Source organism: Agrobacterium vitis (genome assembly GCF_014926405.1).
GTDB classification, from domain to species: Bacteria; Pseudomonadota; Alphaproteobacteria; order Rhizobiales; family Rhizobiaceae; genus Allorhizobium; species Allorhizobium vitis_H.
Window position 1 is genome coordinate 47,635 of sequence record NZ_JACXXJ020000003.1, and the last position, 25,096, is coordinate 72,730.

The 25,096-nt window shown below is 57.8% G+C and carries 23 protein-coding genes and 2 pseudogenes; 7 read left to right on the forward strand and 18 right to left on the reverse strand.

What is annotated here, in order from left to right; all coding sequences use genetic code 11:
• From IEI95_RS01835 to IEI95_RS01845, 3 genes are read right to left on the reverse strand one after another with little or no spacing between them, the layout of a single operon-like run.
• Window positions 1-1,269, reverse strand: coding sequence for a glycerate kinase type-2 family protein (locus tag IEI95_RS01835; RefSeq protein WP_060719967.1), 1,269 nt, complete (start codon window positions 1,267-1,269; stop codon window positions 1-3).
• Window positions 1,266-2,360 (reverse strand): tartrate dehydrogenase, encoded by a 1,095-nt coding sequence (locus tag IEI95_RS01840; RefSeq protein ID WP_032489007.1) that lies wholly within the window; start codon window positions 2,358-2,360, stop codon window positions 1,266-1,268. Before IEI95_RS01840 ends, IEI95_RS01835 begins: the two co-directional genes overlap by 4 nt.
• Before the next feature lie 21 nt (window positions 2,361-2,381).
• Complete coding sequence (locus tag IEI95_RS01845; protein WP_060719968.1) at window positions 2,382-3,683, reverse strand: MFS transporter; 1,302 nt, start codon at window positions 3,681-3,683, stop codon at window positions 2,382-2,384.
• A 123-nt stretch (window positions 3,684-3,806) separates the two neighbouring features.
• On the opposite strand from IEI95_RS01845, the gene IEI95_RS01850 reads away from it, so the two are divergent.
• Window positions 3,807-4,721, forward strand: coding sequence for a LysR family transcriptional regulator (locus IEI95_RS01850; protein WP_071206088.1), 915 nt, complete (start codon window positions 3,807-3,809; stop codon window positions 4,719-4,721).
• A gap of 123 nt (window positions 4,722-4,844) precedes the next feature.
• Here the strand turns inward: IEI95_RS01850 and IEI95_RS01855 are convergent, their stop codons facing one another.
• From IEI95_RS01855 to IEI95_RS01875, 5 genes are all read right to left on the reverse strand, one after another.
• Window positions 4,845-5,276, reverse strand: coding sequence for a GlcG/HbpS family heme-binding protein (locus tag IEI95_RS01855; RefSeq protein WP_060720095.1), 432 nt, complete (start codon window positions 5,274-5,276; stop codon window positions 4,845-4,847).
• A 118-nt stretch (window positions 5,277-5,394) separates the two neighbouring features.
• Entirely contained in the window at window positions 5,395-6,147 is a 753-nt protein-coding gene (locus tag IEI95_RS01860; RefSeq protein WP_234613936.1) for an alpha/beta fold hydrolase, read from the reverse strand.
• Window positions 6,148-6,227: 80 nt separating this feature from the next.
• Complete coding sequence (locus IEI95_RS01865; protein WP_060719971.1) at window positions 6,228-6,968, reverse strand: SDR family oxidoreductase; 741 nt, start codon at window positions 6,966-6,968, stop codon at window positions 6,228-6,230.
• Window positions 6,969-7,070: 102 nt separating this feature from the next.
• The gene (locus tag IEI95_RS01870) at window positions 7,071-8,354 is read right to left on the reverse strand and encodes an MFS transporter (protein ID WP_234613934.1); all 1,284 of its coding nucleotides are present in this window, start codon (window positions 8,352-8,354) and stop codon (window positions 7,071-7,073) included.
• Between the two features lie 130 nt (window positions 8,355-8,484).
• Window positions 8,485-9,177: a type 1 glutamine amidotransferase domain-containing protein gene (locus IEI95_RS01875; protein WP_060720097.1), complete on the reverse strand. Its 693-nt coding sequence runs from the start codon at window positions 9,175-9,177 to the stop codon at window positions 8,485-8,487.
• A gap of 170 nt (window positions 9,178-9,347) precedes the next feature.
• Here IEI95_RS01875 and IEI95_RS01880 point away from each other — a divergent pair, with 170 nt between their 5' ends.
• Window positions 9,348-10,274, forward strand: coding sequence for a LysR family transcriptional regulator (locus IEI95_RS01880; protein WP_060719972.1), 927 nt, complete (start codon window positions 9,348-9,350; stop codon window positions 10,272-10,274).
• 77 nt (window positions 10,275-10,351) lie between these two features.
• Here IEI95_RS01880 and IEI95_RS01885 read toward each other — a convergent pair whose 3' ends face one another.
• The gene (locus IEI95_RS01885; RefSeq protein ID WP_060720098.1) at window positions 10,352-10,840 is read right to left on the reverse strand and encodes a redoxin domain-containing protein; all 489 of its coding nucleotides are present in this window, start codon (window positions 10,838-10,840) and stop codon (window positions 10,352-10,354) included.
• 82 nt (window positions 10,841-10,922) lie between these two features.
• On the opposite strand from IEI95_RS01885, the pseudogene IEI95_RS29720 reads away from it, so the two are divergent.
• Window positions 10,923-11,090: pseudogene (locus IEI95_RS29720) on the forward strand (TetR/AcrR family transcriptional regulator); the annotation flags it as partial.
• A 56-nt stretch (window positions 11,091-11,146) separates the two neighbouring features.
• Here IEI95_RS29720 and IEI95_RS01895 read toward each other — a convergent pair.
• Window positions 11,147-12,100, reverse strand: coding sequence for a DUF1403 family protein (locus IEI95_RS01895; protein ID WP_070167282.1), 954 nt, complete (start codon window positions 12,098-12,100; stop codon window positions 11,147-11,149).
• A 124-nt stretch (window positions 12,101-12,224) separates the two neighbouring features.
• Between IEI95_RS01895 and IEI95_RS01900 the strand changes: the two genes are divergently transcribed.
• Entirely contained in the window at window positions 12,225-13,388 is a 1,164-nt protein-coding gene (locus IEI95_RS01900) for a site-specific integrase (protein ID WP_194415692.1), read from the forward strand.
• A 26-nt stretch (window positions 13,389-13,414) separates the two neighbouring features.
• Here the strand turns inward: IEI95_RS01900 and relB are convergent, their stop codons facing one another.
• The 3 genes from relB to IEI95_RS01915 all read right to left on the reverse strand — a co-directional run bounded on the left by relB (window position 13,415) and on the right by IEI95_RS01915 (window position 14,729).
• Window positions 13,415-13,723, reverse strand: coding sequence for a type II toxin-antitoxin system RelB family anti-toxin (gene relB / locus IEI95_RS01905; RefSeq protein WP_194415694.1), 309 nt, complete (start codon window positions 13,721-13,723; stop codon window positions 13,415-13,417).
• A gap of 9 nt (window positions 13,724-13,732) precedes the next feature.
• Window positions 13,733-13,990 carry a type II toxin-antitoxin system RelE/ParE family toxin gene (locus IEI95_RS01910; RefSeq protein ID WP_194416241.1) on the reverse strand — a complete coding sequence of 86 codons (258 nt, stop codon included), beginning with the start codon at window positions 13,988-13,990 and terminating at the stop codon, window positions 13,733-13,735.
• 268 nt (window positions 13,991-14,258) lie between these two features.
• Window positions 14,259-14,729, reverse strand: a complete 471-nt coding sequence (locus IEI95_RS01915) for an Lrp/AsnC family transcriptional regulator (RefSeq protein ID WP_180641694.1) — start codon at window positions 14,727-14,729, stop codon at window positions 14,259-14,261.
• Between the two features lie 128 nt (window positions 14,730-14,857).
• Between IEI95_RS01915 and IEI95_RS01920 the strand changes: the two genes are divergently transcribed.
• Window positions 14,858-16,105 carry an argininosuccinate synthase gene (locus IEI95_RS01920; protein ID WP_194415696.1) on the forward strand — a complete coding sequence of 416 codons (1,248 nt, stop codon included), beginning with the start codon at window positions 14,858-14,860 and terminating at the stop codon, window positions 16,103-16,105.
• A 27-nt stretch (window positions 16,106-16,132) separates the two neighbouring features.
• Here IEI95_RS01920 and IEI95_RS01925 read toward each other — a convergent pair whose 3' ends face one another.
• On the reverse strand, window positions 16,133-16,747 hold the full coding sequence (locus IEI95_RS01925; protein ID WP_113495771.1) for a recombinase family protein: 615 nt from the start codon (window positions 16,745-16,747) through the stop codon (window positions 16,133-16,135).
• 125 nt (window positions 16,748-16,872) lie between these two features.
• On the opposite strand from IEI95_RS01925, the gene IEI95_RS01930 reads away from it, so the two are divergent.
• On the forward strand, window positions 16,873-19,758 hold the full coding sequence (locus IEI95_RS01930) for a Tn3 family transposase (RefSeq protein WP_194415698.1): 2,886 nt from the start codon (window positions 16,873-16,875) through the stop codon (window positions 19,756-19,758).
• Window positions 19,759-19,778: 20 nt separating this feature from the next.
• Here IEI95_RS01930 and IEI95_RS01935 read toward each other — a convergent pair.
• Window positions 19,779-20,018: pseudogene (locus tag IEI95_RS01935) on the reverse strand (helix-turn-helix domain-containing protein); the annotation flags it as partial.
• Window positions 20,019-20,154: 136 nt separating this feature from the next.
• On the reverse strand, window positions 20,155-20,985 hold the full coding sequence (locus tag IEI95_RS01940; RefSeq protein ID WP_234934147.1) for an endonuclease/exonuclease/phosphatase family protein: 831 nt from the start codon (window positions 20,983-20,985) through the stop codon (window positions 20,155-20,157).
• Here IEI95_RS01940 and IEI95_RS01945 point away from each other — a divergent pair.
• Window positions 20,957-21,910, forward strand: coding sequence for a putative bifunctional lysylphosphatidylglycerol flippase/synthetase (locus IEI95_RS01945; RefSeq protein WP_087729698.1), 954 nt, complete (start codon window positions 20,957-20,959; stop codon window positions 21,908-21,910). The two genes, IEI95_RS01940 and IEI95_RS01945, sit on opposite strands and share 29 nt — an antisense overlap.
• 103 nt (window positions 21,911-22,013) lie before the next feature.
• On the opposite strand, the gene IEI95_RS01950 is transcribed toward IEI95_RS01945, so the two are convergent.
• On the reverse strand, window positions 22,014-23,567 hold the full coding sequence (locus IEI95_RS01950) for a phospholipase D-like domain-containing protein (RefSeq protein WP_156537933.1): 1,554 nt from the start codon (window positions 23,565-23,567) through the stop codon (window positions 22,014-22,016).
• Between the two features lie 282 nt (window positions 23,568-23,849).
• Window positions 23,850-25,067, reverse strand: coding sequence for a plasmid replication protein RepC (gene repC, locus IEI95_RS01955; RefSeq protein ID WP_156533640.1), 1,218 nt, complete (start codon window positions 25,065-25,067; stop codon window positions 23,850-23,852).
• Window positions 25,068-25,096 lie beyond the last annotated feature (29 nt).

The window sequence follows — 25,096 nt, forward strand, 5'->3', positions numbered from 1 at the left end:
CTAACCTATGAGAATTGCGCGGATGTCGTTGACGTTCGTAAGCGTTGGGCCTGTGACCACCAGGTCGCCGATGGCCTTGAAGGCCGTGTAACTATCATGGGCAGACAAGGTCGCCCGTGGATCGATACCAGCATCGCGCATTCGGATAAGACTGTCCGGCGCGACCAGCGCACCGGCAGCATCCTCGACACCGTCGATACCATCAGTATCACCGGCGATGGCCCAGATGCCGGAAGCTCCCTTAAGGGCAACCGCAAGACTGAGAAGAAACTCCGTGTTTCTCCCACCGCGCCCCTCGGTCATGGCACCAAGGGAAACGGTACTCTCACCACCGGACAGGATGACGGCAGGTGCTGCTACAGGCAGGCCCTTGTCGCGGGCGGAGAGTGCGATGCCTGCCATGACACGCCCCATTTCGCGAGCCTCACCTTCCAGGGCATCTCCGAGGATAAGTGGACACAAACCGGCATCTAGCGCGGCCGCGGCGGCCGCTTCGAGCGCTATCGAGGGGGCAGCAACCAGCCGAATCTCGCCTGCGACCTCCCCTGCCTTAGGCGTCTCGTTGCCTTGCACAAGCACTGCGCGCGCAGACTCGGGCAGGTCAATTCCGTAGCGGGCGATGATGGCTGCTGCGTCTGCCAAAGTGGTAGGATCCGCGACCGTTGGACCCGAGGCGATCTCCGATGGATCATCACCCGGCACGTCGGAGATGATCAGTGTCACCAGTTTTGCCGGCAGTGCTGCGCGGGCCAGATGGCCTCCCTTGATAGCGGAAAGATGCTTGCGGACGGTATTCATCTCGGAGATGGTGGCACCGCTGGCAAGCAGCGCCTGATTGACCGCCCTTTTGTCGGTCAAAGTCATCTTGCCCGTAGGCGATACAAGCAATGACGAACCGCCGCCGGAGATGAGAGCCACCACGAGATCGTCCGGACCAAGGCCCTGAACCGCAGCGAAAATCTTCTCTGCAGCCTTGATGCTCATCTCATCCGGGACGGGGTGGGAGGCCTCCAGGATTTCGATGCGTCCCGCCGGAACGGCGTGGCCGTAGCGAGTGACCACGATGCCCGAGAGATCGACATCGGGCCAGGCGGCGTCGACCGCAGCCGCCATCGCAGCCGACGCCTTGCCCGCTCCCACCACAACGCAGCGACCTCTGGGACGCTCTGGGAGGTTGTTGACAACAGCTATTTTCGGATCCGCGCTGGCAACGGCTGCGTCGAAAATTCGACGCAGCACCTGGCGAGCGGACACATCGTTCCAGGTCATTCTGCAGCGGCCATCTTCAAGATATTCGATCCTGCGATTGCGTTGCATACGGCTTCGGTGACTTGGCGGGTGTTGGCGGTGCCGCCGACATCGGGGGTCAGGATGCCCGCTTCGGTCACGCGCTCGACGGCGCTCATCAGCCGTGCGGCGGCGTCGCGTTCACCGAGATGCTCGAGCATCTGCGCGGCAGTCCAGAAAGTGGCGATCGGGTTGGCGATACCCTTGCCGGTAATGTCGAAGGCAGATCCGTGGATCGGCTCAAACATTGATGGGAAACGGCGCTCCGGGTCGATGTTGGCCGTCGGCGCAACCCCGAGGCTGCCAGCGAGAGCACCAGCCAGATCCGACAGGATGTCGGCATGCAGATTGGTCGCCACGATCGTATCCAACGTCTCCGGCTTCAGCGTCATGCGCACCGTCATCGCATCGACCAGCATCTTGTCCCAGGTGACATCCGGGAACTCCGTCGCCACTTCGGCCGCGATCTCGTCCCACATCACCATGCCATGGCGCTGGGCGTTCGACTTGGTGACGACAGTCAGCAGTTTGCGCGGGCGCGCCTGGGCCAGCTTGAAGGCGTAGCGCATAATGCGGGTCACGCCGACGCGGGTGAAGATCGCCACTTCCGTGCCGACCTCTTCCGGAAGGCCCCTATGGGCGCGGCCGCCATGGCCGGAATACTCGCCTTCGGAATTCTCCCGCACGATGACCCAGTCGAGATCGCCTGGACCGCAATTGCGCAAGGGTGGCGTGATGCCGGGCAGGATCTTCGTCGGGCGCACATTGGCGTATTGGTCGAACCCCTGGCAGATCGGCAGGCGCAGGCCCCAGAGCGTGATATGGTCGGGAACGTCAGGGGCGCCGACCGCACCGAAGAAGATTGCATCGAACTTCTTCAGCTTGTCCAACCCGTCGGCCGGCATCATCACGCCGTGCTTCTTGTAATAGTCCGAACCCCAGTCGAAGGTTTCGGTATGGATCTTGAAGTCACCGCTGCGCTGTTCCAGCGCCTCCAAAACCTGAAGACCCGCAGCTATAACCTCAGGACCAATCCCATCCGCAGGGATCGCTGCAATCTTGTATTCACGCATGTCTTTTCTCCACTTTGAGATTTAACGATGTTGGACCGGGGCGACTTTGCCCCCGTTTTCCGGTGCGGTACGCGACAACACGAGCGTCACGATAGCGGATACGACCAGCAGACCGGCGACGAAGTAGAGCCCGCCCGCAAAGCTGCCCGTAGTGTCCTTGATCCAGCCGATCATCGAGGGGCCGACGAAGCCGCCCAGGTTGCCGATCGAGTTGATGGTAGCGATACCGGCTGCGGCCGCTGGTCCTGACAGGAAGAGCGTGGGCATGCTCCAAAGCGGCGGCTTCGAGCAGCTAATCCCGATGTTAACCAGCGTCAGCGCAATAAGGACGGTGAAGACGCTTGTCGCACCCGTGGCAAATGCAAGCCCGACGGCGGCAAGCAGACAAGCGCCGACGACATGCCAGGTCCGTTCACCGGTCTTGTCGGAATGACGCGCCCAGAGAACCATTGCAGCAACTGCGAAAATGCCCGGTACTGCGTTGATGAAGCCGACCTGAAGGGACGATAGGCCGAACTCCTTGATGATCTGCGGCGCCCAGATGCCGAGGGTGTAAAGGCCGGCGGACGTACCGAAATAGACAAGGGCGAGCGCGATAACCCGAATGTCAGCGAGCCCTGCAAGAATGCTGTGGCTGGCCTTGCCCTTTGCGGCCTGCTCAGCGTTCATCGTCTTCACAAGCCAGTTGCGCTCATCTTCCGAGAGCCACTTGGCTTTTTCCGGACGGTCGGTGAGGTAAAAGAGGACGACGACGCCGAGGATGACCGCAGGAGCGGCTTCAATCAGGAACATCCACTGCCAGCCGGCAAGACCGAGGAAACCATGCATCTCCATGAGCGCTCCGGAGATCGGCGAACCGAGGACGGTCGAAAGCGGGGCTGCGGCCATGAAAATCGCTGTCACTGCCGCACGTCGGCGAGCCGGAAACCAGAAGCTCAGGTAAAGGATAATCCCCGGGAAAAAGCCCGCCTCGGCAACGCCGAGAAGGAAGCGTAACGCATAGAAACTTGTTGTTCCCTGTACGAACGCCATGAGGCCGGACACGATCCCCCAGGTGATCATGACGCGGGCAATCCAGATGCGCGCACCGACTTTGTTGAGAATGAGGTTGGACGGAACTTCGAACAGGAAGTAGCCGACGAAGAAGATGCCTGCTCCGATACCGAAGACAGTCGAGGAAAATCCAAGGTCCTCGTTCATGGTCAGTGCGGCGAAACCGATATTCACCCGGTCCAGGAACGCTACAAAATAAAGCAGCATGATAAATGGCACGATGCGCAGAGTGATTTTGCGCAGAACGCGCGTCTCCAGGTCGCTGTTCATAGCGAACTCCTCCCAATGATCCGTTGGGCGCACCTCCTGCGCCTTCGGGAAAGACGTTAATTCGTACTTTCCTCCCAATCCACAATGCTTTAATTATATAATTAAATGATATAAAGGCATGTCATGGAACTGGAACAACTAAAATGCTTCGTCGCTGCGGCCGAAGAACTGCATTTCGGTAGGGCTGCACAGAAAATGGGAATGCTACCGGCATCGCTGGGACGGCATTTAAGACTGTTGGAGGAGTCCCTCGGCACTCGCCTCATGTCCCGGACAACCCGAAGTGTCGCCCTGACCGAAGATGGAGTCGCCCTGCTGGAGGAGGTGAGGCCCCTTCTCCATCGTCTCCAGACACTTGCGGAAGAGTTTCGATCAAGGAAAACTCAGCAGACGACCGTGCTCCGCATAGGTGCGATAGACAGCGCTGCAGCAGGTCTTATACCGCCGCTGCTGCATGATTTTCGGGAGCGATTCCCCGGGATCATCACGCAACTTGTCGAAGACAAGTCGATACGTCTCATTCCAAAACTGATTGCCGGGCGTCTGGATATCGTCTTTATTCGACCTCGAGACGGACTGAACCGGAATCTGGTCGTTCGCACCCTCACGCAGGAAACACCCGTTATTGCACTGCCTGTCACGCACCCGCTCGCGAACCGCGAGCGGATCTCCGTCGATGAACTGCGCGACGAGCCCCTCATCGTGCCAGAGCGTCGCTCTCGCCCCCACAGCTATGACCTGACCATGAAACTTTTCGAGGACGCCGGACTACACCCGCGCATAGCCCAAATTGCTGACGAGAAACAAACGATTATCAACCTCGTTGCGGCAGGAATCGGATCTGCCATCGTCCCCCGCTGGACCGCGAAACTCGCGGTATCCGGGGTGACTTTCGTTCCCCTCATGACGGTTGGCGGCATTTCACTCCGGAAACTGCCTCTTGCCGCAGCCTGGGCAAAAGCTGTTCGTGATCCCGGACGCGACCAGTTGCTGGAACTTCTCGACACAAATATCGACCGATATGCCGAGCAGGCGTAGGCTCGCCCGCCTCTTCATACCGTCTGTCTGCACCCGATAGAGAGGCGGGCGCCAACCTCTGGTTCCTCTTCGCTCTTGAACCAATTCGAACCAGCGCGATGGAGAGGGCAACCGCCACCTTGTTCATCTAGTTGCCCTGTCGACAAAGAGGCTTGTGCCCGTCTCAGCGATCTCCACATCCTGGGCCACCGATCCGCCACTTACACCAATTGCGCCGACAACGACGCCACCGATGCAGATTGGAAGGCCGCCACCGAACATGACTACTCTGCCCGCGTGACTCTGCTGAATGCCGTAAAGCTCTGCTCCCGGCTGGGCGATCCTCCCAAGCGCCTCTGTCGAGTTATTGAAGATGCGTGCGGTATAAGCCTTGTTGATCGCCAGCTCAGCCGATCCGGGCATGGCGTCATCCTGCCTGGCAAAGCCAAGCAAATGGCCTCCGGCATCAACAACTGCGACCGAACAGGGAACCCTGAATGCGTCGGCTTTCGCGACGGCGGCCTGAATGGCCCGCATTGCATCGACAAGAGTGAGGTTTTCGAATTTGGTTGTCATGATTGCGTCTCGCATCCGTTGCGTGCCTGGATTGGCCGCTTCAAAGGCGGCATTCGATTTTCGTTGAAGCATCGGGCACGCAAATATCTTGCGAGCCCGATGCGGGTTCTCCCGCCGCCTACTTTCCACTTTCTGCAGCTTTTTCGATGACGCGCACGACGGCCTGCGGCTGCGAGATGTAGACCGCATGGCTCGCCTCGATTTCGGTCACCTCAGCACCGGCACGCTTGTACATCCAGCGTTCGAGATCCGGATTGAGCGCCTTGTCCTGCGTCGAGACGATCGCGAATGTCGGCTTGTCATGCCAAGGAGCCCTAGTCACCGGCGTGGAAAAGGCCTTTTCGGAAACGAACACCTGCGAGATCGCCATCGTGGCCGAGATTTCCTTCGGCAGGTCGGCGGCGAAATCGGCGGCAAATTTCGCCGGATCGAGGTAGAGATATCCATCCTTGGTGGCCTTTACATCCTCGTTCGGCAAAGGCTTCGACTTGACGAGAGACAGTAAACTGTCGCCGATCTCGGGCATCAATGCCGAAACATAGATCAGCGACCTGACCTTCGGATCACTGCCGGCCTCGGTAATGATCTGGCCACCGTAGCTGTGGCCGACGAGCACGACGGGACCATCCTGCTGGTCTAGGACTCGTTGTGTCGCCTGCACATCGGCTTCCAGCGTTGTTTCAGGCTGCTGGACGATGCTGACCTTGTAGCCGTCCTTGGCGAGCAGATCGGCAACCGCCCTCCAGCCCGAGCCATCGGCAAAGGCGCCATGGACGAGAACAACATTCCTGACCTTGCTGTCCGCAGCGGCGGCAGCTCCGGTTGAGAGAGCGATCGAGGCCAGAAACGTTGCGCCTGCGAGAGATTTCATGATTCTAGACATTCCGATAATCCTTGTGGTGTCTTATTGGAAAAGCAGGCGGGCAAGAGTTGCCGCCCGTATGAAAAGGTTCAGAACGCCTGGACCGTGGGACGGATGACGATTTCATTGATGTCGACGTCGTCGGGCTGCTCGATCGCGAAGGCAATTGCCCGGGCCACGGATGAGGCTGGTATCGCCTGTTCATAGAAGTCATGCACGGTGTCCCGCGCGGTCCCCGTCGTGCCGAGTTTCAGCTCGCTTTCCACGGCGCCGGGCTCGATCGACGTGACACGGACGGCCCCGCCGACCTCCATGCGCAGCCCCTCCGAAATGGCACTGACCGCAAATTTGGTACCGGAATAGACGGTGCCGCCCGGTGCGAAGACCTTGATGCCGGCGACGGAGCTCAGGTTGATGATGTGGCCGCTTTGCTGCGCGAGAAACAGCGGCAGGGCGGCCGCAATTCCATAAAGCGTCCCCTTGAGATTGACGTCGATCATCGCGTCCCACTCGTCCGTATTGATCTCGGCCATCGGCCGGATTGGCATGATCCCCGCATTGTTGATGATGACATCGAGCCGTCCGAGATCCCGAACCACGGCTTCGACGGTGGCCTTGACCTGGTGCTTGTCAGTTACGTCCATGCCATAGGCACGGATGTTACCACCCTGCCCTGCAATCTCGGCGCGGACCGCCTCCAGCTTTTCTTCACGCCGGGCGGCAATGGCGACCTTTGCACCCTTTGCGGCGAGCGTCCGGGCGACCTCTGCACCGATGCCGGTGCTGCCGCCGGTGATGAGAACGACTTTGTCTGCGATACCTGTGGTCATGATCTTGTCCTCGAGTTGGTGAATGGAGTTCGCGGTTGTCCGGCGGCCGGCCTGCTGGCCGTCCCTGGAAAGCTTGGGTAATGCCGGTGGAATGTGCGGGGTCTAGTCGCGCGCGCTGCGCAGGCCGGACGGTTGCAGGAACGGCGACAAGGCGAGCATCAGCAGTGCAACGGCCGCGAGGATCCAGAGCGGAATGGCGAAGCCACCGGTGACGTCGCGAAGCAGGCCCAGAAGCAGCGGGCCGAGTGCACCGGTGAAGTATCCGATGCCCATCACGAATGCCGACCAGGCATTGGCCTCGTGTGCATCAGCTGCGTTGTCGAGCGGCAGGATCATGCCAAGCGTGAAAGAACCGCCCACGCCGAAGGCAATAACGGGGATGAACAGGAACGGGAGCAGACTGGGCGATATCGCAACCGCAGCCGATCCGACCAGAGCCAATCCCGCAAACAGGGCAATCACCCCGCGCCGGTCCTCGTTTCGGCTGATAAGGCCTGCAAGCGGGTTCGACACCATGAAGGCGGCGGTGAAGCTGGCAAGCAGCAGGCCGGCCGTGGTGGCACTCATGCCGTATTCCCGAAACATTGGTGCCGTCCACGACACGAAGCCGAAAAACAGGATGTTGTTGGCCGAAAAATAGAGCGCGATCAGCCATGCCTTGGGGTTGCGCACAGGCAGTCCGCGGCGCGCCGGTGCTGGCGCTGCGGCCACCGGAACGTCCGAGCCGCGTTCGGCGCGGGCGACCAACAGCCAGGCTGCAATCGCCGTCAGGCAGGGCAGCGCAAAAATGCCCGAACCGAACCTCCAGCCTCCGCCGGCATCGGCAAGCGGTTGTGCCAGACCTGCCGCAAACGTGCTGCCTAGTCCCAGCGACATGGCATAAATGCCCATCAGGATTGCGGCGCGTTTCGGAAAGCTCTTCTTGGCGAAACCGGGGATCAGTGCACCGGTAACCGCTATGCCGGCGCCGACCCCGACGGTGGCGGACAACAGCACGCCGATCGACCCGGCAAAGGCTCGGCCTGCCGTCGCGGTCATCAGGACGACGAGGGCGATCAGGATCACCCGGTCGCGACCGAACCGCCGGGCAAGCCAGGGTGTCGGGAAAGCCAGCAAACCCATCAACATCGCCGGGATGGCCGTCAATAACGAAGCCTGTGTATTGGAGATGCCGAATTCCTCACGGATATGCGGCAGCAACGGTCCTATCGACACGATTTCCGGCCGCAGGTCGATCGCCACCAGCACAATCACGGCAACGGTCGCGGCGAAAGATAGTGGCGCGAGCTTCTCCTGGTCGCTGTGAGCATCTGTCTCCACAACTGCCGGTTCCCTGGTCATGACATGATTGCGGACGAATGATGGGGCAGGAAGCATGTGCGTCATCGCTATTCTCCAGGGCAAAGGGATGCAGCTTGGTCCGGGGACGGCCCCGGTTCCCGACAGACGACAAGGTCTGTCCCCGAACCAAGATGGCAGGTGACTCAAGCTTGAGCTTGAGGATGATCCGCCGCGATCAGGCGGCCTTGGCAGCCTTGAGGGTGGCGAGCAAAATGCCGGCCGTCTCGACGGACGAGCCCGGATTCTGGCCGGTGATCAGCAGGCCATCCTGAACGGCGTAGGAGCCCCAGTCATCGCCGCTGGTATAGACGCCACCATTCTCTTTCAGCATGTCCTCGACCAGGAACGGCACCACGTCGGTAAGGCCCACGCCGTCCTCTTCCGTGTTCTTGAAACCGGTCACCTTCTTGCCGCGGACAAGCGGTGCGCCATCGGCCGCCTTGACGTGACGCAGGACGCCCGGAGCGTGGCAGACGAAGGCGACCGGCTTGCCGGCACGATAGGTTGCCTCGATGAGAGCAATCGAATCCTTGTCTTCGGCCAGATCCCAGAGCGGGCCGTGGCCGCCCGGATAGAAGATGGCGTCGTAGTCATCCTTGGAAACGCTGTCGAGCGTGACGGTGGTGCTCAGTACGGCCTGCGCCTGGGGATCGGCATGAAAGCGACGGGTCTGCTCGGTCTGGAATCCGGGTTCGTCGCTCTTGGGATCGAGTGGCGGCTGGCCGCCCTTGGGCGAAGCGACGGTGATCTCGGCACCGGCTTCGAGGAAGGCGTAATAGGGAGCTGCGAACTCTTCGAGCCAGAAACCGGTCTTGCGGCCGGTGTTGCCGAGTTCGTCATGTGAGGTGAGAACCATGAGAATTTTCATTGTGCGGATCCTTCCGAAAATTGACTGGGCAAGAGCTGCCGCGGGTGTTTCGTGTTGGCTGCGATCTTCCTTCGATCGCTGCTCTTTCGACACGATGATCATGCCTGCCGAGACCTCATTCCGGAAATTTATTTCTTTGATTTCAGATATACTCTCTGCAATATAACGGGATGAAATATGACCTGAACCTGCTGCCTGTCTTCATTGCGCTGATGGAAGAACGCAGTGTGACCCGCGCTGCCGAAAGGCTCCGCATCACCCAGCCAGCCCTGTCCAATGCCTTGAACCGCCTGCGCGACACGCTGCGCGATCCGCTGTTCATCCGCGAGCGTTACGGCATGAGGCCGACCCAAATGGCCGAGGAACTGGCGCCGGTGATCGGTGCTGCGCTCGCAAGTATGGACGACGTGATCCTCGGCCAGCAGGAGTTCGATCCGGCCGAGGCAACACGGTTGTTTACCCTAGCTCCAAACGGCTACGTCGAGTTCGTACTGATGCCCGAAATTGTTTCGCAGCTGCGCGAGCGGGCCGCCGGGATCAAGCTTCGCCTTACCCCGTTCGGCAACGATCTGATCGAGACCGGCGCAATGTCCGGAACGACCGACATGGTGCTGGGTCGCATCGTCGATCCGCCGGACAATATGGTGGTGCAGCACCTGATGGACGATGGACTGGCGTGCGTCGTGCGCGCCGACCATCCGGACATCCGGGACAGCATCTCAAAAAAGCAGTTCGAAAGTCTGAAGCATGTCAACGTGCTTCCGCCGGGCCGGATGCGGGCCGGGCTTTTCCAGGCGCTGGACCAGAAGGGCCTCAAGCGCGACGTTGCCGTGTCGGTGACGCATTTTCTGGCAGTGCCGGAAATGATCGCCGTCACGGACTATTGCGCCACACTGCCGCGCCTGATTTGCAATCGTCTTGCCAAGGATCCTCGCCTTAAGATCCTTCCGGCCCCCGTCGATCTAGGGACCTTCCCTGTCGAGATGGCATGGCATGTCCGATATCGCCATGACCCGGCGCACAGGTGGCTGCGATCGCTGATCAGTGAAGTGGCACGAGACCTACTCGCCGGACATGGCGATCATCGGGGTGAGTGACCCGGCACTCCCGTGGAAACCTGACACCATCGGCGCACGGGCCAGGTAGCGGAGAATGATCTGGCCCAGCCCACTTCTTATTTTTTCAATGACTTCATGAAGGCGACGAGGCGAATGACGTCGCTGGGAACGAGCCGGCCGATCGCCCGGCTGGAATAGACGGCATTGACGACGCTGCCGTCGGGCGCGAGCACGAAGCCGGTGTTTTCGAGAAAGCGGCCGCGTGCCGGGGCGTTGTTCTGATAGGCGCCGACAGCCGCAACGATTGCTTCAAGATCTGCCGAATGCCCCATCTTGAAGGGGATAGCGTGCTTTGCAATGAAGTCTTTCGTCTCGGCTTCGTCATCGACGGAAAACGCCACGACCTTGATGCCCTCTTTCTGAAGCGCGTCGCTTGCCGCGACAAAAGCCGCCACTTGCTCATTGCAGAAAGGGCACCAATGTCCACGGTAGATGAGCACGACGCCGTATGACCCGCCAAGATCGCTTGGAAGATGGATGACGCCGCCACCGACGGCGGGAATTTCGATGTCTGGAAAGGTCTGGTCGTTCTGAAGCATTGGCATGAAGATGACTTCCTTTATGGACTGAACGGTCCAGTCTTGATAGAAGGATACTGGACTGTCTAGTCCAATTTTGGAGATCACCATGCGAAAAAACGGAAAATCCGGATTTACGGTCCGGGGAGAGACGACAAGACAACGGATCATCGAGGCTGCCGCCGAGATCGTCTATGCCAAAGGTGCTGCTGGAATGAGCCTGGATGAAGTCATGGAAGCCAGTCGCACCAGCAAGTCGCAACTCTATCATTATTTTTCGGACAAGGATGTCGGGCCGCCGTTTGCTGCGAACGGTGCTGGATCCTGCCATGGTCACAACCCAAAGATCCGGAAGGACGATCGGCCGGACAGTTCGCGCACCGCCTCAAAACCTTCGAGCCGTTCGAACAGACGATTGGCCGCCCAGCGAGATAGTGTGCTACCGGGGGCCGACGCAGGCACCGCGTCCTCCTTCAGGAGTCTGCGGATAACGGGCTCAGCTCTCTTGGTGCGCAGCTTCGGCGCAACGGCCAGCAGTCGTGCGGCGCAGCGGTCTATCTCGACGGCGGATCGAAGTGCGGCGTCTACGCCATCGACCAGCGCCAGGCAGATCGCTTTTGGATAAGCCGGTTCGCCCGGCCTAACGCGACCGCGGCCGCCGATCGTGCGGAACGCCGGACCAAAACGCTCAGGGAGCAGCAGCGGCACAGGTTTCGGCCAATTAAGCTTGTACGCTAAGATGAGATCGGCGAGCCCCAGCGCCAGCACCTCGGCATCCGGGCGGGCAGCGCAAAGTGCCGCTATAAGGTCCGCCGCGACGAAAGGCGCTGCTCGCCCGGACTGCCTTGCAGAATCGATCAGATTCGGGATCTCGGCAAGACCGTCGTCCCAACGAATTCCCAAAAGCGTGGAGAGCTCCTTAACGAAGGGTGTGGTGATTGTCCCGGATCGACGCGTCAGCAATCGTGTCGCCAGAAACAGCTTTCCGGCCGGGCCGGGATCGTCACCGGCGGCGGTCAACAAAACGGCGTCCCGGATGGCGCTTTCTTTTTCGTCGCGCCCAATCATTCTGGCGGCAACAGTGGCCGATTTGAGGGCTAGGCGATCACGCCAGCAACCGATCCATTTCGGTTCGGCGCGGACCATATCGTTCAGTGATTTCAGGGCGATACCAGCGGCGAAGGCAGCGTCGGACTCGTTGATTTCGCGACCGCGCGAAAGCGCCCACGCCGGTAGGCGGGGCGACCAAGCAGGGGTATTTGGAGCGGAGGGCAGGAGTGAATCCATGCGCCGAAGTGTAAATCAGGTGCGCAGTTTATGCTAGCATTATCGACTTGAACCGCACGCCCTGTCGTTGTAGAAATACGTCCGATAATCTTGCATTATCGGACATTTTTGTCATTATAGAGAAATGGCCCAGATCATCGAGCAAAACAGCGAAATTCACCTCCAGGAGAGCTCTGCGCCGTCTCTCAGCACGGCGGCTGAGGGTGATGTTTGCGCGCCGCAGGTGTCGGACGCAGGCACGTCGATGCAGGCCCCTCCCCTGCTCTCTCCCGTTGCCGAGAACCAAACGCCAACGCATCTTGCCAGCCTGGCGGACCGCGCCCGCGACTATGTGGCGGCGGCAAGTTCTGCCAATACGCGAAAAGCCTATGCCTCCGATTGGAAGCATTTTTCCGCCTGGTGCCGGCAGTTGAGTTTGGCTCCCCTCCCCCCGGACCCGCAGACCGTTGGTCTCTATATTACCACCTGTGCCTCAGGCGATGCCGTCGGCACACCGGCGCGTGGCGCCAAGGCAAACGCTGTCTCGACGATCGAACGGCGCCTGTCGTCATTGTCTTGGAACTATGCGCAGCGCGGGCTGATACTTGATCGCAAGGATCGGCATATCGCCACGGTTATGGCCGGCATTCGCAACAGCCACGGGCGTCCACCTGTGCAGAAGGAAGCGGTGGTGGCCGAGGACATCATCGCCATGATCGAGACACTCGATCGGGGAACGCTGAGAGGTTTACGCGATCGGGCCATGCTGCTGATCGGTTATGCCGGTGGTCTGCGACGGTCCGAGATTGTCGGTCTCGACATCAAGGCGGACCAAACCGAAGACGGGCGCGGCTGGATCGAAATATTCGACAAAGGCATGCTCGTCACCCTGCGCGGCAAGACCGGCTGGCGTGAGGTCGAGATCGGCCGTGGCTCCTCCGACGCCACCTGCCCGGTGGTCGCAGTCGAAACCTGGATCACCTTTGCCAGGCTTGCCCATGGCCCCCTGTTCCGCCGTGTCACCGGACAAGGCAAGTCCGTTGGGCCGGAACGCTTGAACGATAAGGAAGTGGCAAGGCTGGTGAAACGGGCTGCCCTGGCTGCCGGGGTTCGTGGCGATCTCAGCGAGATTGAACGCGCCTTCAAGTTCTCCGGCCATTCGCTTCGCGCTGGTCTCGCCTCCTCTGCCGACGTCGACGAACGCTATATCCAAAAGCAACTCGGTCATGCCTCAGCCGAGATGACCCGCAGGTACCAGCGCAGACGAGATCGCTTCAGGGTCAATTTGACCAAAGCCGCTGGGCTATAGTTCCCTCCCCCACCCGGCGAGCCGTCTCAGACCTGCGAACCGGGGCGAGAGCGCTCAGCGATGCTGGAAAGATCAACTTTCTCGCCCGCAACATCAGCAACGATCTTCAACGTATCGCCAAGGGATTCGGCATAATCGCGAAGGGTCGACAACTTCATATCGGCGCGCTTCTCCAGTCTTGAGACGTTGGTCTGCTTGAAACCTGTCCCAGCAGACACATCTTCCTGCGTCCGTCCAGCAAATGCCCCCAGTTTCCGTAGATTGTGCGCCGCAACAAGCTCGTCGGTGCGCTTCGCAACGGCGCGCTGTTGATCTTCAGGAAGCGTCTGTACCACTTATCGAGATCAGCTATGTCTCTTATCCAACGCGCTCATGTGCTCGTCATACCATTTGTCCGCCAGGTCGATCAGCCGCTTGTGGACGAGCTTCTGGCTCACACCGCTCTTCGCACCACCGCAGAGAACCACAGCCTTTCGCTCCGGATCGAAGGCAAAGGCAAACCGCCATTGCACCTTCAACACGTTGATGCGCAGCTCTTCCATGTTCGGGTGTCTGGATCCTGCGAAGGTGTCGACTTCAGACCGTCCAAGTCGAAAGCCCATCTCACAAAGCAGCACACCCCTCCTTCATCACTCGCTGATGCTTGCTGATCATCGTGTAAGGCAGGCAAGACCCTTCCCGTCAGCTGATGCGAAGCTGATAGGAGCATATCAACCTGACCAGCATCTATTCCTGGGACACCGAGCAGCAAATTCCCGAAAGCTTCAGATCCTTACGGCTTGCCGGCAGGATGCTGCGGGCCGCCTAGCAGGGCGTGTTGGGGGCATTTGCGGGAGGGGGCGAAATCCTACGCTAAGGCTTGGTGAAGGATTACAGTGCCAATGGTAATTCGAAACTTCGCTTGAGGGTTTCCATCGGAACATCCGTTTTTACGTTCAGCACGCTCGCGATACGAGTCAGATGATCCGCTTGGAAACGCCAATAGCTATGGAGGTCGGCGGTGACGATGCGCAGAATGGCGTCGCATTCTCCGGTGGTCAGGTAGCATTCCATGACTTCCGGTAGGCGCCTGACAGCTTCTGCAAATTGGAGGGTGACTTGTGCATCCTGCGTTTTGAACCAGACGCGGGCAAACACCGTCAGGCCTGCACCCACTTTGGTCGGATCAAGAACGGCCACGTAGCGATCAATGATACCCGCCTCTTCCAAAAGCCGAACGCGGCGCAGACACGGCGAAGGAGACAGCCCCACCTCTTTCGCCAGGTCGATATTGGAAATGCGTCCATCGCGTTGAAGTACCTTAAGGATCCGCCGATCAATCTCGTCAAAAGTGAATGACACAATATAGCTCCTGATTATTAATTCACGGCATAATATGCCAGAATACCCAGTATTCGTGAACTCTTCGCAATCCCATTGCGTGTGGATTGGCCTATCGTTTCGCCATATTCCATGTGGAGGCGAAGGTGATGACGAAAAAGATCGAGAAGATCGTGCTGTCCTACTCGGGAGGTCTGGACACCTCCATTATTCTCAAGTGGCTTCAGGACACGTATCGTTGCGAGGTGGTTACCTTCACGGCGGATCTTGGCCAGGGCGAGGAGCTGGAACCCGTGCGTGAAAAGGCTCAGAGGCTAGGCGTCAAAGATATCCGTATTGTCGACGTTCGTGAGGAATTCGTTCGTGATTTCGTCTTTCCGATGTTTCGGGCCAATACGCTCTATGAGGGGCAATATCTGCTTGGTTCTTCTATAGCGCGACCGCTGATCGCCAAGCATCTGGTCAGCATAGCCAGAGAGGTTGGCGCCGACACCATCGCCCATGGTGCCACCGGCAAGGGCAATGATCAGGTGCGCTTCGAACTGGCGGCCAATGCGCTCGATCCATCGATTAAAATCATCGCTCCCTGGCGCGAATGGGAGACCCAATCGCGCACGCAGTTGATCGAGTATGCCGAAAGGCATCAGATCGCTATTCCGAAGGACAAGCGCGGAGAAGCTCCTTTTTCCACTGATGCGAACCTCCTGCATACCTCGACGGAAGGAAAGATTTTGGAGGATCCGTCGGAGATCGCACCTGCCTATGTCTATCAGCGAACCGTCGACCCTTTGAATGCGCCGAACGAACCGGAGACCGTTGTTATAGGCTTTGAGGAAGGCGATGCAGTTTCCGTGAATGGCATCACCCTGACGCCTGCTGCACTACTGACAGAACTCAACAGGCGGGGCGGCAATCATGGGATTGGAAGGGTCGATCTGGTTGAGAACCGGTTCGTCGGGATGAAATCTCGTGGGGTCTATGAGACGCCCGGCGGCACGATCTTGCTCGCCGCTCATCGCGGGATTGAATCGATCACACTCGATCGCGCTGCGGCTCATCTGAAGGACGAGCTCATGCCACGCTACGCCGCGCTGATCTATAACGGCTTCTGGTTTTCCCCGGAGCGGGATATGCTGCAGGCCTTGATCGATCAAAGCCAAACCTATGTCAGCGGCGAGGTGACGCTCAGGCTCTATAAGGGCTCAGCAAACTTGGTAGCCCGCACCTCGGCCGGATCGCTCTATTCTATGGATCTCGTTACCTTCGAAGAGGGTTCGGGTACATACGACCATCATGATGCCGAAGGCTTCATCAAGCTCAACGGTCTGCGTCTGAAAAGCTGGGCTGCCCGCAACGGAAAAGCGCGGCCGGGCCTCGGCGGATCAGAGATTATGTAGGGTTTCTGCTCTGGTGCTGCTCAAGCCCTAGGCCAAGCCGAGGACGCGTTTTCCGTAATCTCTGAGTTCGCCCTTGGGACCGACATACCGGTATAGGGTGACGCGCTCGATGCCGAGTTCCTTGCACAGATCAGAAACGGGTGTGTCGCGTTGCGCCATCGCGGCCTGCGCGAGACGCACTTGCGCTTTGGTGAGGGCGAACTTGCGACCGCCTTTCCTGCCTCGTGCTCTCGCGGCGGCCAGCCCTGCCATGGTTCGCTCGCGGATCAGGTCCCGTTCGAACTCGGCCAAGGTGGCGAAAATACCGAATACCATGCGGCCGGATGCGGTGGTGGTGTCGATCTGAGCGCCCTTTCCGGTCAGAACACGCAGGCCGATCTTTCGTTCTGACAGATCCTTTACGGTGTTGACGAGATGGGCAAGCGACCGCCCAAGGCGATCAAGCTTCCAGACCACGAGTATATCGCCGGCGCGCAGGGATTTGAGACAGCCGGCCAGCCCCGGCCGATCATCCCGACTACCGGACGCGCGATCCTCATAGATGTTGTCCTGTTCGACGCCGGCGGCCCGTAGATCGTCGTGCTGCAGGTCGAGGGACTGCGAGCCATCGGCTTTAGAGACGCGGGCATATCCTATCAGCATGTATCTTAAACGTTGGTTTGAGGCAGTATATCGGACGCGAATGTTTTGCTGGCTAGAATTGTATCTCAACCAGCTTCATAAACAAAGTATCTTAAACATGATCAAATTTTGAAAAAGGAACATAAATGCCGCGTCGCGTCACTCTCACGGATCGGCAAAGGGATGCGCTGTTGCGCCTGCCGACCTCGCAAGCGGATTTGCTGAAGCACTATACTCTTAGCGATGAGGATCTCGGCCACATCAGGCAACGCCGGCGCGCTCACAACAGATTCGGCTTCGCCCTGCAACTGTGCGTCCTACGATATCCCGGCCGGGCGTTGGCTCCGGGTGAACTGATACCGGCAGAGGTCATTGATTTTATCGGAGCACAACTCGGTCTCCATGCCGATGATCTTGTCGAATATGCTACACGTGAGGAGACGCGGCACGAGCATCTTTCCGAACTGCGGGTGCTCTATGGATTCCGCACCTTCTCCGGACGTGGTGCGCGTGATCTGAAGGAATGGTTGTTCCGCGAAGCCGAGATCGCTTTATCGAACGAGGATGTTGCCATTCGCTTCGTGACCGAATGCCGTCGCACGCGCACAGTTCTTCCCGCGACATCGACGATCGAGCGGCTATGCGCAATGGCTCTGGTCGATGCTGAACGACAGATTGAGACAAGAATTGCCAGTCGCTTGTCGCAAGAAACTAGGACGCCATTATTAGCGTTGCTCGAAGATACCGTTGACGACCGGGTAAATCGGTTCGTCTGGTTGCGGCAATTCGAGCCAGGCTCGAACTCATCGTCTGCCAACCGGCTGCTCGACCGGATAGAATATCTGCAACGCGTCGTTCTTCCCGATGATTTGCTGGCCGGTGTCCCAGCCCATCGCGTGACACGTCTGCGTCGGCAAGGCGAACGATATTATGCTGACGGCATGCGCGATCTTCCGGAGGACAGGCGGCTTGCAATTCTGGCCGTCTGCGCGTCGGAATGGCAGGCAATGCTTGCCGACGCCGTGGTCGAAACCCACGACCGGATCGTCGGCAGGCTCTACCGGGCGTCGGAACAGATTTGCCAGGCGAAGATCGCCGACGAAGCAAACGCAGTGCGCGACACCCTGAAATCTTTCGCCGAAATCGGTGGAGCCTTGGTCGATGCACAGGATGATGGCCAGCCGCTGGACGATGTTATCGCGAGCGGATCAGGCTGGGACGGCTTCAAAACCCTTGTCGCGATGGCAACCAGGCTTACCGCCACCATGGCGGACGATCCCCTCAACCATGTGCTGGACGGCTATCACCGCTTTCGCCGTTACTCTCCTCGCATGCTGCGCCTGCTCGATATACGAGCTGCGCCAATCGCGTTGCCGCTTCTGGAGGCGGTAACGGCCCTGAGCACCGGTTTGCACAATGCCTCGCATACAGCCTTTCTGCGGCCGAGCTCGAAATGGCATCGGCATCTTCGTGCCCAGGCGGCTGGCGATGCTCGCCTCTGGGAGATTGCGGTGCTGTTCCATCTGCGTGACGCGTTCCGCTCCGGAGATATCTGGCTGGCCAGATCCCGGCGCTATGGCGATCTGAAACATGCACTAGTGCCGGTGCAGACGCTGGCCGAAAGCGGCCGCCTGGCTGTGCCATTGCGGCCGGAGGAATGGCTGGCGGACCGGCAAGCCCGGCTCGAAATACGGCTACGCGAGCTTGGTCGCGCCACTCGCGCGGGCACAATTCCCGGTGGGTCCATCCAAAACGGCGTCCTGCATATCGAGAAGCTAGAAGCCGCCGCGCCGTCTGGTGCCGAGGATATGGTTCTCGATCTCTACAAGCAGGTCCCGTCTACGCGGATTACCGACATCCTGCTTGAGGTGGATGCTGCAACCGGTTTGTGCGAAGCCTTCACCCATCTGCGCACGGGAGCGCCCTGCGCCGATCGGATCGGACTGATGAACGTCATCCTCGCGGAGGGGATCAATCTAGGCCTTCGGAAGATGGCAGATGCTACTAATACCCACACCTTCTGGGAATTGATCCGCATTGGGCGGTGGCATGTCGAGGGCGAGGCCTATGACCGGGCGCTGGCCATAGTGGTCGAGGCGCAGGCGGCGCTACCTATGGCTCAATTCTGGGGCGCGGGTATCTCGGCATCAAGCGACGGGCAATTCTTCGCAGCAACTGAGCAAGGCGAGGCCATGAACCTGGTCAACGCGAAATACGGCAATACGCCGGGCCTGAAGGCTTACACCCACGTCTCCGATCAATACGCACCGTTCGCGACCCAGATGATCCCCGCGACGGCAAGCGAAGCGCCCTATATTCTTGACGGCCTGCTCATGAATGATGCTGGCCGTCATATCCGCGAGCAGTTCGCTGACACGGGAGGCTTCACCGATCACGTTTTTGCCGCGTGCGCCATTCTCGGCTATCGGTTCGCTCCTCGTATCCGGGACCTGCCGTCCAAGCGCCTCTATGCATTCAATCCATCGGCAGCGCCGGCGCACCTGCGGGCCTTGATCGGTGGAAAGATCAATCAGGCCATGATTGAGCGAAACTGGCCAGACATCCTGCGTATCGCCGCCACCATTGCAGCCGGAAGCGTTGCGCCCAGTCAGATATTGCGGAAACTTGCCTCCTATCCACGGCAGAACGAACTGGCTACAGCCTTGCGGGAAGTAGGCCGCGTTGAGCGGACCCTGTTCATGATCGACTGGATTCTGGATGCCGATCTGCAACGCCGCGCACAGATCGGCCTCAACAAGGGCGAGGCGCATCACGCGCTGAAACGGGCTATCAGCTTTCATCGGCGAGGCGAAATCCGCGATCGTTCGGCGGAAGGGCAGCACTACCGTATCGCGGGCATGAACCTGCTCGCCGCCATCATCATCTTCTGGAACACCATGAAGCTCGGCGAAGTCGTCGCCAACCAGAAACGAGCCGGAAAGGCGTTATCACCCGATCTACTGGCCCATGTCTCGCCACTCGGTTGGGAACACATCAATCTCACCGGAGAATATCGTTGGCCAAAGCCTTAGCGTAGGATTCCGCCCCGTCCCGCAAACGACCCCAGCTTGGCCCGCCGTTCGCAAGCCATGTCATGCGCCGTGACGCAGTAATAGCCATTGAGGTCCGGGACCACCTCATCGATAAACGTATTCCGCTTGATTTCACGAAAGATCGTCGAGCGATGGCGACCGAGTGTCTCGGCGATCATCTCAATACTCTGGCCCGCCATACGCCAGCGAGCGATCTTACGGCGTTCGTCCAAGTCGATATGGGAGTAGGTGCGTTTCATTGCAGCTTCCTTGCAAACGATAAACCTTTGTTATCTATTGCAAGTCGCACTTCATCCTTGAACCCACCCCCTCTACATACAAGAGTTAGATAATCAGCATTATGGAACTAATTGAATATTATCATGCGAAATGCAATCAAATTTGCATTGTAACAAGAAGCGGCAGATGATCTGAGGCCCGCCGTGCCAAAGGTGTATCGATAACCCGTGCTTCAAGGATATTTAATCCACCTGATATTAGAACATGGTCCAACCGCAGGAATGGAAAGCGAGATGGAAATGTCGGCTTCGACCGACTGAGGCTTTCGGACTTGAGGTTAGCTTTCGTGGCATCGGCCAATCTTGCCGTCAGGAGTTTGAAAGCTTTTGAATTCGAGACAGCATTCAAGTCGGCTGCGACCACAATGGGAGCATCTGCCGCCAGCAAGGGTCCGAGCCATTCCACGCCCAAAAGCGCCCTTGCCTGCTCTGCTCGCTCACCCGCCCGCAAGCCGAAATGTGTCACGCAGACGTTAACAGCAATTTGTCCAATCGATACCTCCACCAATAGCGCGCCCCTTTGCTCACCGCGTGATGGCAACATGCCCTGCTGGACGATCCGGGTCGGAAACCTGGTCAACAGTGCATCGCCATATCGTTCCTCAGCAACATTCAAGGCGGAATGAAAATGTGATTGCATGGTGAGATAGCCTGCGATCACGTCGGCTTGATCAATTCCTGAGGTTCGGTTTCGTCCGACATCCACTTCCTGAAGGCAGACAATATCTGCTTCGGTGGCTGCGATCACTTCGGCAATTCTGGCTGGATCAAGTCTTCTGTCTGTGCCGATACAGCTATGAATATTATAGGTAAGGAGACGAAATATGGAGCTCATTTTCAGGGAACACCTTAGGCGGGAAATCGTTCCCTGTACGAAGAGCAACCTCGGAACGGATTTGATGCAAAAGAAGATTTTGTTGAATGGCATTTTCCTTGCTGCGACAGCAATAGCCCTCTGGCTGAGCTACCGGGCGCTGAGCAAATTCTCCCTCAACGATATCGAAATGTCATTGTCTGCTATCCCTTGGACAGGTTTCGCTCTGTCATTATTTTTTTGTGCCGTCTCCTACCTTTGTCTGACTGGCTTCGACTATCTTGGCATCCTCTATGCTGGTTCTCGTTTGTCCTGGCGAAAAGCCGCGGTCGCGTCTTTTGTCAGCCTCTCTATCGGACATAATGTCGGCTTGGCGGCGCTGTCCAGCGGTGCGGTCCGCTATCGGTATTATCGGCGCTGGGGCCTAAAAAACGAGGAAGTCGCCAAAATCATTCTCTTTTGCGGCGCAACCGTCGGAATCGGCTTGATAGGATTGGCTGGCATTTGCCTTGCCCTGTTTCCGCAGAGTGCGGCCAAGCTCGGCGGCATGGGGAGTTTCGCTGCTCGGCTGATTGGATTTGCCTGTCTGGCTGCAATTGGCATCTATCTCGTGGCCTCAGCCTGGCTGCGCGGTGAAATACGAATATACAAATGGCGCTTCTCACTGCCAACCCTGCCTATCGCCCTTGCCCAGGTTGCTGTTGGCATCGCCAATTTCACTGCCGTCGCCGCTTGTCTCTTTTGGTTGGCAAGATCGTCCGCAGGTTTTTTTGAAACGACAACCGCCTATGTCATGGCTAACCTCTCGGCGCTGGTTGCCCATGTTCCTGGTGGACTTGGCGTCATGGAAGCGACGATCTCATTCATCATGGGCAAAGACGCATCGATCGGCGCGCTCATTGCATTTCGCGTTGTGTATTTTTTCATTCCGCTGGCAATCGGCATCCCGGTCTTTGCCATCAGTGAATGGTATTATTCGCGCCTCGAACGCCGGAATAATTCCTCGTCAAATGAGACGGTGAAAGCAGCAACTCTTTGACGATGTCATAGGCTGCATTCATAAGAATACTAAGCCTCGCCATAGAAAAAGCTCTTGTGATTTACCAATCACAAGAGCTCTCAGTGGGGTTTAAAAATATAATTTAACTGTTGTTGGCAGAGATCCGCTGCTGTTGTCCATCGGCCTGGCTCAGTCCTGCCTTCGACATCGCCATGCGTCGGATTTTCTTGAGCATCGAAAATGGAATAGAAACCAACTGCAACGGCCACCAAGGTGCTTTTGGGTCCACAAGGCCCGTAGCAAAATGCAAACCTGTCTTGCCGTTCTCGTCACCGACAGGAAAAGATCGCAGCCCACGCAATCCAACGTTCACTCGATCCAAGGCGCGCACCAATGATCCGGCTTCTTGATGGGCTTTTGCCAATTCAGTGCTCGGCAGACCAAGATGCTCACCAAGCAGACCATTTCGCATGTCGGCCAGGATCTGCCGTTCTTTGTCGCTATGCATTTCGATGGCGACGTCAAGTTCCGTATCAAGACCCACCGATCTCTGATTTAGGTTCGACGACCCGACGCGAATGAAAACATCATCAACGATAATCAACTTGGCATGGACCAGGACTTCCTCGCACTTAGTATCGCGGCTCTCATCTGGGACAACTGGATAGAAAGCACGAAACCGACCAAATCGATCAGCTTGTCTAAGCTTGCGGATCATTCGGTCTCGATTTTCCCCCAGTACTTTTCTCTCTAGAAATCCATGCGAATTCAGCGTCGAAATCAATACGACCTCAGGACCATCCGGCTCACTCAATCGAGAAGCCAAAAGATCGGCTACATCTTTCGATGCAAAATATTGACTTTCTATATAGATAAGCTTCTCTGCCCGCGACAGGCAGTCAAGGGTCAGTTGTAACGTCTCACGAACGGATGTGCTTCTGCGAATTGCCGGTTCGGTCCGCGCAAAAGCGATGTCACAATTGCTAAATACATAGCGTGCAGCCGGCGGAAAAGAATGAGAATAGCAGCGTGGACGCACAAGATCCTCACCTGTCGCCTGCCACCACCGACGCCTGGCGATTTCAGCCGCTACTTCGGCCGCTTCACCATCAACTGCCATTTGCACATCGTGAACCGGCTCATAGCGTTCGCCTTTTGGCGTGCAGCGTAAAGGTTGATCGGCCCGGTGCTCGGGCGTATCCCAGCGCTTGGCTGTCAGATCGATGCCGCCAATAAACGCCAGCGCATCGTCGATAACCACCATTTTCTGATGATGAGAACCTCGAACGGCATGCCGCGTATCAAGCCGCAAGTCGATCCTTGGATGCGACTTCAGTTCGTTGTTCCCGAGGATGCGCAGGGATTTTCCAGAATAGATTGGACCCATCGCCCAGACAAGAATGTGAATGGAGAGACGGCTATTGTTTTCGACAAGCGAAATAAGGAACTCACCTAATGTGGGTGAAGCTTGATCTTCCGGTATAAGCTGGATGTCAGGGTTAAAGTCCCAACCGATGATGAATATCTGCTCCTGAGCGCGAGATAGAGAATCCGCAAGTGCGCGAAAATATTGCGCACCATCAATCAAAAATCCCGCCTTCGATGCAACACCGGTCTTCCAGGCATTATAGCCCACTCTGATCACCTGATCCGATCCAATGCGGTGATGGCTGCTGGCCTTCTCGAAACCCTGCATATTTCTGTATCCCAGCCGGATGATCGCGTACCCGAATTACGCTTCACTTGCCTGCTGCATAGTTACGGCCGTTGTCACGGTCGGAGTTGTCTACTTACGCTTCAGGACCATAAGGGTTCGCGTCATAGACAAACGCATTGCAGTGACATTTGTTCCGCCTCAATGCGCCGAAATTCCAAGCTCAGTGGAGCGAGCAGGGGAAACCTAAACTTCAAAAGGCTGCGACGGAAAGAAAGCCTCTGTCGCATCACCCCATTCAGATTTTCCCGACGTCACCCAGCTTTAAGATTTGCTACGCGGTAGGTTTTTCTCGAGCGCTTGCAGCATAGGATAAACGCTGAACTGCCCTTGCTCTGCCTTATCGGTCAATGTCCGAAGATAACCGCCTGCGGAACGAATTGCTTCGGCGCGTTCAAGCATGACCGAAACGGTAATTGCGGCGGCCTGTTCACCCATTGCTTGTTTTGCCTTCAACCATGCATCAGGGGAGATGCCCAACATCGTCCTAACAGTGTCAGCCGCCCTGATCAAATCGCTCCATTCAGAAATCCCATCTTTGGCGTAATCGTTGATTTGTGGGCAAAGCGTTTTCAACCTTTTCAGGCTTACAGCCAATCTGCGTTGGTCGAGAGGAGATGAAACCGGCTCCGCTGTTGTATGATCTTTGCCGTTTTTATCAAATTGTAGTTCTGATTTTGAATTCTGTTGATGACGCTCATTTTGGCGATCATTGCCGCTCATTTCTTCTTCAGACAGGCTTGAAAGGTAATCATTTTCCACCTTTGACAACAGTGCGCGCAGCTCCTGCGCGAAAATTTGCATGTCGCTGCTGAATTTCATTCTTGTGCGCGTTTTGCAAAAAGACTGATAGCAAAGCAAATAGCTTTCCCAATCCCCTGCTCGTCCTTCTTCAAGGGCGAGTGTGATTATTTTGGAAATATCCCGGGATAGAACAGTGACCTCCCCTCGCAAGGCGCGGAACTGCTTGGCTTCCGCACGGGCGCTTTCGGCCGCACTGTAAATTTCTTCTGCTTTCAGCACAAACGGCGCTAGATCGAAGCCGAATGCATCCTCAACTTCGCCAGTTTCATCTCTCCGGCAATAGCGCTTGCCATTGGCACTATCACGCCGAAAGATCATGCCTGCATCGACAAGGCAAGCCAGGTGCCTGCGTATGGTCGCTGGCGCCATTCCTCTTGCACGAAAAGCCAATTCCCGGTTGGATGGAAAGACGATAACAGGCTCCCGGCCATCCAGCTCGCGCTCGGTGGTGAAGCTTACAAGCGCTTCAAGCAAGCAAATTGTCCGGTCACCCAGACCATAAACAGCACGCGCTTCGGTTAACGCGCGAAGCAATTGCCATTTGTCAGCGCGACCAGAAGAATTTGCGCCTTCGCTTTGCCGCAGAGCAGCTTGGCGTTCGCCAATGCGTGCTTGTCGCGCTAGGACGCGACCAGACACCCGTCCGCCGCCAAAGGGCGTTGTTGCAGCTCGTTCCATAATGTCGCGTCCCCTCTACAAGGAGACAA